The organism is Chitinimonas sp. BJB300, assembly GCF_002735695.1.
Classification (GTDB): Bacteria; Pseudomonadota; Gammaproteobacteria; order Burkholderiales; family Chitinimonadaceae; genus Chitinimonas.
The window spans coordinates 1-7,243 of the sequence record NZ_PDZH01000158.1; the positions used below are offsets into that span (position 1 = coordinate 1).

The window sequence follows — 7,243 nt, forward strand, 5'->3', positions numbered from 1 at the left end:
TCATCGACAAGAAAAAGCTGACCGATACGCACGCGCCCGTCGCGGTGGAGAAGCTAGCCCCCAACGGTAAGCGCGTTACTGTCTATGAGATTCACCCAAACCCCGCCCAGCCGGTACAAGAAGCCGCGGCGTCCGCGCCATTCAAGGCGGACGCAGTTGAAAAAACGGCAGCGTCAGAGACACCCCAATCAGACGCAAAGCCCGAGGCACCGGCAAGCCCTGTTGTTCAGGAAGCGTCTGCCGAGTTGTCCCCTGTGCCGACCACACTGGAAGTGGTGGAAAAGAAGGCGAACAAGCCCAAACCATCCGTATCAGCCAAACAAGCAGTACCGACGCAACCTACCGTCGATGACCTTCAGGCAAACACGCCGACTAAAAGGCCCGCCCAAGTTGAGGCAAGGAAGACCAGCCGCAAAGCAGCTGAATCTAAAGTACAAAATTCAGAGAGCGGATCGCTTCTATTCTCGCGTGCTGAAGTATCAGAGGAGAGCGCAAAAGGCAGCGATGCAGCCCGCCTGCGCAAGCAATTCGCCCCCCTGATTGCCAGATGGAAGAACGCGCCGCAGATCACCATCGTCCAGTCCGTGATGGATTTACCGGTCCGGTATCTCGATAAATTGCGTTCGCAAAATGCTGACGGCGATGTCGAAGGCTTCTTTGACCAGAAAGCCAATGCGGTTTATTTGGTGGCAGATCGCTTGGCCGATACGCCGCGTGCCCTGCATGTATTGGTACATGAAGTCTTGGGTCATGCCGGTTTGCGCGGCTTGTTCGGCAAACAACTGAACCCCTTGCTCGCCAGTCTCTACCGTGGACACGCCAATGTGCGTGAAGCTGCCGACGGTTTGGTGGATCGTTATGGTTACGACAAGTTTTTAGCCGTCGAGGAAGTGCTGGCCGATATGGCTTTGCACGCCAGCCTGACCAAACAGGCATTCTGGCCCCGTATTGTGACGGCCATCCGCAATCTACTGCGCCGGTATGGATTTGTGCGGCAGTGGACAGACAACGACATTGTGTCCTTGCTGGGCAGCGCCCGGCGCTATGTGACCGAAGCACCGGCAGCAGGGAAGGACACAGGCAGGACTGACGGCAAGCCCCTTGCCACGAGCCGGCAGGATGACCCTGCCCAACGGATGGCGATGGCGTGGAAGCTGTTGGCGCAGGCGGACGAACTGTTTCGTTTTCCGCGTCCGCAAAGCTTTGGCCTGGCCGACATTGCCGCTGAGATTGACCCCGGCCTGAGTGTCGTCGTGGATCAAAAAGCGTATTCCAAAGCTGAGCGCGACGAGCAGAAGATTGCCCACGTCTGGAAAATGACCATGGCTGACCGCAAAGAAGCCTGGATCATTGAGAACCAAAGCGGCGAAGTCTGGATCGATGCCTCGTCGCTGGCGAAGGGCGTTAGCGGGGGCGGTAAGCTCTATGCGGCGGTTGCTTCCTATGCGGCAGCGAATGGCAAGGTATTCATTGGCGACCCGGCTGGCTTGTCTGAGGCGGCCTTGGTCCGTCGTACCGAACAAATGCTGTCGTCTGCGTTAAAAGAAGGCATGACCCAACACCTGATGCCGCATGAAAGGCAGATGGCACCGGACAGCTACCAAGCCAATGCCAAGATCAATGACGCCATTCGGCCGATAACTTGGGTACCCGGCGATGATGCGCATAATTTGCTGGAGCTGCTAAAGACTTCCTACCATAATGTCCGTCAGTTAGTGCCGGATGTCGCGAAGGAGTTAAACCATGTCAGCTACAGCTTTGAGAAAAGTCGATTCGAACGCGACGGCAAGCCCGTTGACGACGAATATTTCAACGACCTCGCCGCTGACAGTGCGCGAGAACTCCGACGGCACGGTTTCGCTGAACTTGTCACCCGAAGCACGGGAAATAGCGGACGCACGCAAGACAGGTCGGTTCTTGGAAGCGCAACGCTTAAAAGAACGGTTATCACGCGTACCCTTCTACGCGAAGCGGGCCGCGGCGCGTGGGGAACAATACTGGCTCGACTTGGCGAGCACTTATCAGGGCAGCAACTAGGCGGCCTGGATGACCTGCTGTACTCCCGCACCAAACAGCGGGAAATCACCGATGCGCTTGCCAAAGCCTTCCAATCTGACCGCACCTTCAATCGCTGGTGGCACCGCACGGTAGGCACCCAGTACCACAAAGCCACGATCCATCCTGCCTTCAAGCGTGTGTTTGACGCTGGGCAAGCCTATCTGCACGATGTGTCCCGCCTATCGATGCGCGCTGAAGCCGCTGCACCGGGCTTGCTGCCCAAGGTGGGCGACCTGCGCGAATTGATCCAGAACGGCAAGAACGCGTTTTCCAAAGCACGCCGAGAGGCGGTCAAAGCGGCGACACCTGCGATTTTTGCGGGCACGCTGCAATACACCCGTGACAAAGACGGCAACCTGCATCAAGTAGAATGTGGCGTTGCCGAGGGCGTGGTGTTCACTGACGACGAATTGCGCCGGTTGTTCACGCTCGACCAGCAAGCCATCGACCTGTACCGGGAAAGCCGCGCAGCAATCGATACCAGCCTGGACGACGTGACCCGCTCTACCTTGTTCAAGCTCTTACGGGAAAGCGCCTTGAATCCGCTGTTGGTGGAAAGTCTGCGCGAGACCGATACCAGCCTCACGAGCCTGAAGCAGACGATTGGCGCAGCACTGACCCGCGCCGCACAGGATCAGGAGCGTAGCGGTCAGACCAGCCAGTCAGCCCGGATATTGAAGTTGGCCGAGCGGGTAGATGACATCATCGACAAGGCCGAAAGCCTGAAGGGTCGAGGCTATGCGCCGCTGATGCGATTCGGCAATTACGCCGTGGATGTGATCGACCGCAAGGGGGAGCGTATTGCCTTCCAACTGTTTGAAAGCCAGCTTGAAGCGAATCGGGCGGCCTTCAAGCTGGCCAAGACTTACCCACAAGCCAATGTACGCCAGTCCCTCCTATCGGAATCAGGCTACAAGCTGTTCAAAGGCATGACGCCTGAGACGGTGGCTTTGTTTGCCAAAGAACTGGGCATCGACAAAGACGCAGCGACGCAGGAATACCTGCAGCTTGCCGTGTCGAACCGCAGCGCCTTGAAGCGCATGATTCATCGCAAGGGCGTTGAAGGTTACAGCGACGACTTAAGCCGGGTGGTGGCCAGCTTCATTGTGTCGAATGCCCGCCAAGCTTCGGGCAACTTCAACCGGGCTGAAATGCTGGAAGCCGCAGAAGCCTGCAAGGGAGATGTGAAGGACGAAGCGGCTAGCCTGGTGCAGTACCTGACCGAACCGAAGGAAGAGGCAGCCGCCCTACGTGGCTATATGTTCCTGCACTTCCTGGGTGGTTCGGTAGCGAGTGCTGCGGTCAACCTGACCCAGCCCGCCATCATGACCTTTCCGTATCTGTCGCAATTCGGTGGACCCACCAAGGCAGCCCGGTGCCTCGCCAGTGCAGCCAGCCGCATTTATGCGAAAAACCATGCACCGGATTTAGCCAAAGCACTGAAACAAGCGGAAGCCGATGGCATTGTGGCGCCACATGAAATCCACCAGTTGATGGCCGAAGCCGGCGGCACGATGCTGGACCGCCAGCCGGGTTTGCGTGCCTTCAAAGCCATTTGGGGTTCGATGTTCGCCCTGGCTGAGTCAGTCAATCGGCGCATGACCTTTATCGCTGCCTTTGAAACGGCAACGCAAGAGAAGATCAAAGACCCGTACCAGTTTGCTGAGAAAGCGGTGCAGGAAACCCAAGGGCTCTATAACCGGGGCAACCGACCGAATTGGGCACGTGGCGTCTTGGGTGCAACGGTGTTCACCTTCAAGCAATACAGCATCAGCTACCTGGAAATGTTCAAGCGCATGGACCGCCAGGGCCAAGTGATTGCCTTGGCAGTTCTACTACTGGCAGCCGGCCTGCAAGGCTTGCCGTTCGCCGAGGACATCCAAGACTTGATCGATACCCTGGGCCGCTTCATGGGTTTCAACACCGATAGCGAAGCCTCGTTGCGCCGTGCCGTGATGGGCTCATTGGGTAAGACAATTGGGGGAATGGTATTGGATGGGGCCAGCGCGATGCCCGGTATGCCGCTGGATGTGCAGGGCCGGCTAGGACTGGGCAACTTGCTACCGGGTACACGCCTGCTGACGCCGTTCGAGAACAACAAGACCGACGATATCGCCCAGTTTGCGGGGCCGGTCGGTGGCCTGATGAATCAAGCCGGCAAGGCATTCGGTAATCTGGCCAGCGGGGAAGTTGCAGCAGCATTCGGCGCAATTACGCCGGTAGCGCTACAGAATATCGCCAAGGGTGCTGACATGGCCATGACCGGCATGTACCGGGATACCAAGGGGCGTAAGGTCATCGATACCGATACCACGCAAGCCATCATCAAGGGGATTGGGTTTCAGCCGAGGGAAGTGGCAGAGGTACAGCAGGCAATGGGGGCGGATCAGCGCCGCATTGAATTACAGCGCAGCGTCAAACAGTCAATTTCCGACCAATTGGCTCAAGCCATCGCACTGGGGGATAGCGAAGGGAGGGAGGCAGCACATCGTCGTTTGAAGGAATGGAACGCGACGAATCCAGACACGCCGGTCCAGATTACACGAACGGCTATCAGTCGTCGGGTGAAAGAGATTCGGATGAGCAAGGCGGAGCGGATTGCCAAACGGATGCCGAGAGAGTTACGAGGAGGGGTTTAGGGGTATGTCCAAACTATGACCAAGTAAGGTTAGATTGTCGCTGAATGTGGCTGATTTAGACTGTAATTGGCACGCGGCAAGCGTTGTTTTCCCATTTAAATCAACTGGTTACGTTTCATGTTGCGCATTCGTAATGCGAAGGTCGTAGGTTCGACTCCTATCTCCGGCACCATGAATTCAATGACTTAGCCCGCTTTTATAGCGGGTATTTTTTTAGGGTATGACAAAACTCTGACACAATTTCTCATCAAGCACGCTTGCATGCACCGCTAGATGCTGCGGAGCTAGGTGGGCGTAACGCCTTACCATCGCTTCACTTGCCCAGCCAAAAAACTCTTGGACTGCGAAAAGTGGCGTGCCATCTTGGACCATCCATGTTGCAGCGACATGGCGCAGGTCATGCCAGCGAAAAGACTTGATTTCTGCCCTTTTTAAGGCAGCCCGCCAAGCTTTTGTGTTCGCTTGTTTAATGGGGTTGCCTCTATAGGTAAAAATGTAAGAACTATGTTTCCCGCTGCACTGCTTGAGGATTGCAATTGCAGTATCGTTAAGCGGAATGCCATGGTCGTCGCCATTCTTGAAATCCTCTGCATCTATCCACGCAGTGCGTCGTTCTAGGTCAATTTTGTCCCAGGTCATGCCTAGAACGTTGCCTTGCCGTAAGCCGGTAGCTAAGGCAAACACAACTACCATGCGCTGATGTTCAGGTAGCTCTTTGATTAAACGTTGAGCTTGTTCCTTTGTCAGAGATCGAATGCGTCTTTTGGGCTCTGGTAAGAGGCTGAAGAAGGGGGATTTGTCTAACCATTCCCACACTCTTTCTGCTCGACGCAGGATCGCTCTGAGCACTGCCATATACTTGTTTTTTCTAGCATTGCTAACTTCAAGCGCACCCAGTAGCTCTAATGCATAGCTGCCCCGGATCTCATTGAGTGGCATGACTAAATATTGTCGCCACCAACGAATGATTACTTTGTCATCGGTTAAAGAGCGTTTATGCGCTTTTTCTTTAAGCCACCTAACGGCAGCCTCATCAAAAGTGCGGCTTGGCTTGTCGCCAAGCTTATGTGAGCGCCATAAGTCAGCTACTAAGCGATCATGGAATTCTTTCGCCTTGTTTCTGACTTTTGTGCCAGTAGAGCGTCTAATTCTTTCGCCGCTTGGCGTGGTGATGGCAACGTACCAGTTGCTGGAGTTTTCAGGTAAGTAGAGTGACATGGAGTATCTTTCCTTGCCAACGCTTGCCGCGTGGCCGGATTGTATTCGCCTCTGGCGTATTGAAGAAGGTCTTGCTCTAGATAAACGTAACAACGCCCGACTTTTCGTCCTGGCGCTTTGCCTTGCTTGGTTAGTTGTCTAAGTGTTTCTGGATGGCAGCGAAGGAGCTTTGCCGCCTCCTTGATTGAGTAGGTTTGCACCTGGGCTCCTGAGATGGTTGTCTAGGTCTGGTATTGTGAAACCGTACCCACCAAAAAAATCACCCGGCAGATTGGGCTCGGGTGAGGGGTACTTGTTTGGCACATTCGGCCATAGATCAAAGGGGCAAGACGAGTAACTCATGCAGCCACCTTCAACATATCTGACCCTAGAGCAGCTTTAACCCCTTCTTGTGCCGCAGCAATAATCCGGCAAAGGTATTCGTACTCCGGGTTGGGTTTCTGCGGCAGCTGGTACCACCACTCATACCCGAACACGCGTTGTATCAGATCGTGGTCGATCATCTGATAATCCATATATTCAGCTTCGTCATACATCTCTCTGGCGTCGTCCTTGGATATCTCGCCAGCACGCCGCTGGCGCATCACTTCTGCCCGCATGTAATCGCTCAGCCCATCCTCATCGTTTATTGTGCTCTGGATGCCTAGCTTGAGCTTGCTGGCCAAATAATGGCAGTCACAACTAGTGAAGAATTGTTCGAGGTTTCGATCGCCCCCCATTGGCCCCCAGTAGCTCGACCAAGCATCGCCGAAGCATTCAATGGTGATTTTTCCCTGCCCTGGCTTGTAGTTTTCGATGTAGACCGTGATCGGATCTAGCTTCCAGCCAGCGCCTACTTGGGCGCCGACAATGCGCAACTTTTTAACTGTTGATTGTTCAATCTGCATGATCATTCCCTATTTCATCTCTATGCAATGTAGGCATCTATTGCTGAGATATCGGCTGCGTGAAGTAGTAAATCGTCGCGCTCCTGCTGACAAAGTAGTCCTTGCCGCAGTCCCCGCAGGCATTTTCGGCATCCCCCTCAATACTTGGCCCAAAATCGATTTCCCAAGCGTCGTGTTCAACGTGACCGCAATAAGGGCAAACTGGTGAAGGACTTAGATTTGTGCGCATCGCTCGTTTCCTTTGTTGTTTAGCATTTGCCATCACGTACCCAGCGGCGCACGCGCAGTTCAAAGCTTGAAGTTCTCTAGAGCATTAGTAACTGATGTTACGCAGTGCATACGATAACCTGTCGCCATGAAGAACAAAGAACTCGATTTGTACACCGACTATTTGCTGAGCACGTTTGGTGCGGCGACAGCAACGGGCTTGTCGGCGATGGT

General features: G+C 54.7%; 3 protein-coding genes and 1 pseudogene. 1 reads left to right on the top strand and 3 read right to left on the bottom strand.

The features are described from left to right. On the top strand, window positions 1-4,697 hold a 4,697-nt coding region (locus tag CSQ89_RS18695), incomplete at its 5' end, for a PLxRFG domain-containing protein (protein ID WP_143747092.1). A gap of 213 nt (window positions 4,698-4,910) precedes the next feature. Here the strand turns inward: CSQ89_RS18695 and CSQ89_RS18700 are convergent. The 3 genes and pseudogenes from CSQ89_RS18700 to CSQ89_RS18710 all read right to left on the bottom strand — a co-directional run bounded on the left by CSQ89_RS18700 (window position 4,911) and on the right by CSQ89_RS18710 (window position 6,802). Then, the gene (locus CSQ89_RS18700; protein ID WP_099407579.1) at window positions 4,911-5,915 is read right to left on the bottom strand and encodes a tyrosine-type recombinase/integrase; all 1,005 of its coding nucleotides are present in this window, start codon (window positions 5,913-5,915) and stop codon (window positions 4,911-4,913) included. A 59-nt stretch (window positions 5,916-5,974) separates the two neighbouring features. Further along, a pseudogene (locus tag CSQ89_RS23905) lies at window positions 5,975-6,115 on the bottom strand (helix-turn-helix domain-containing protein); the annotation flags it as partial. 138 nt (window positions 6,116-6,253) lie between these two features. Continuing rightward, window positions 6,254-6,802, bottom strand: a complete 549-nt coding sequence (locus tag CSQ89_RS18710) for a hypothetical protein (RefSeq protein WP_139022886.1) — start codon at window positions 6,800-6,802, stop codon at window positions 6,254-6,256. Window positions 6,803-7,243 lie beyond the last annotated feature (441 nt).

Excerpts from the sequence above, each read along its gene's own strand:
- CSQ89_RS18700 (WP_099407579.1), bottom strand. The coding sequence starts at position 5,915 with ATGTCACTCTACTTACCTGAAAACTCCAGCAACTGGTACGTTGCCATC.
- CSQ89_RS18710 (WP_139022886.1), bottom strand. The coding sequence starts at position 6,802 with ATGCAGATTGAACAATCAACAGTTAAAAAGTTGCGCATTGTCGGCGCC.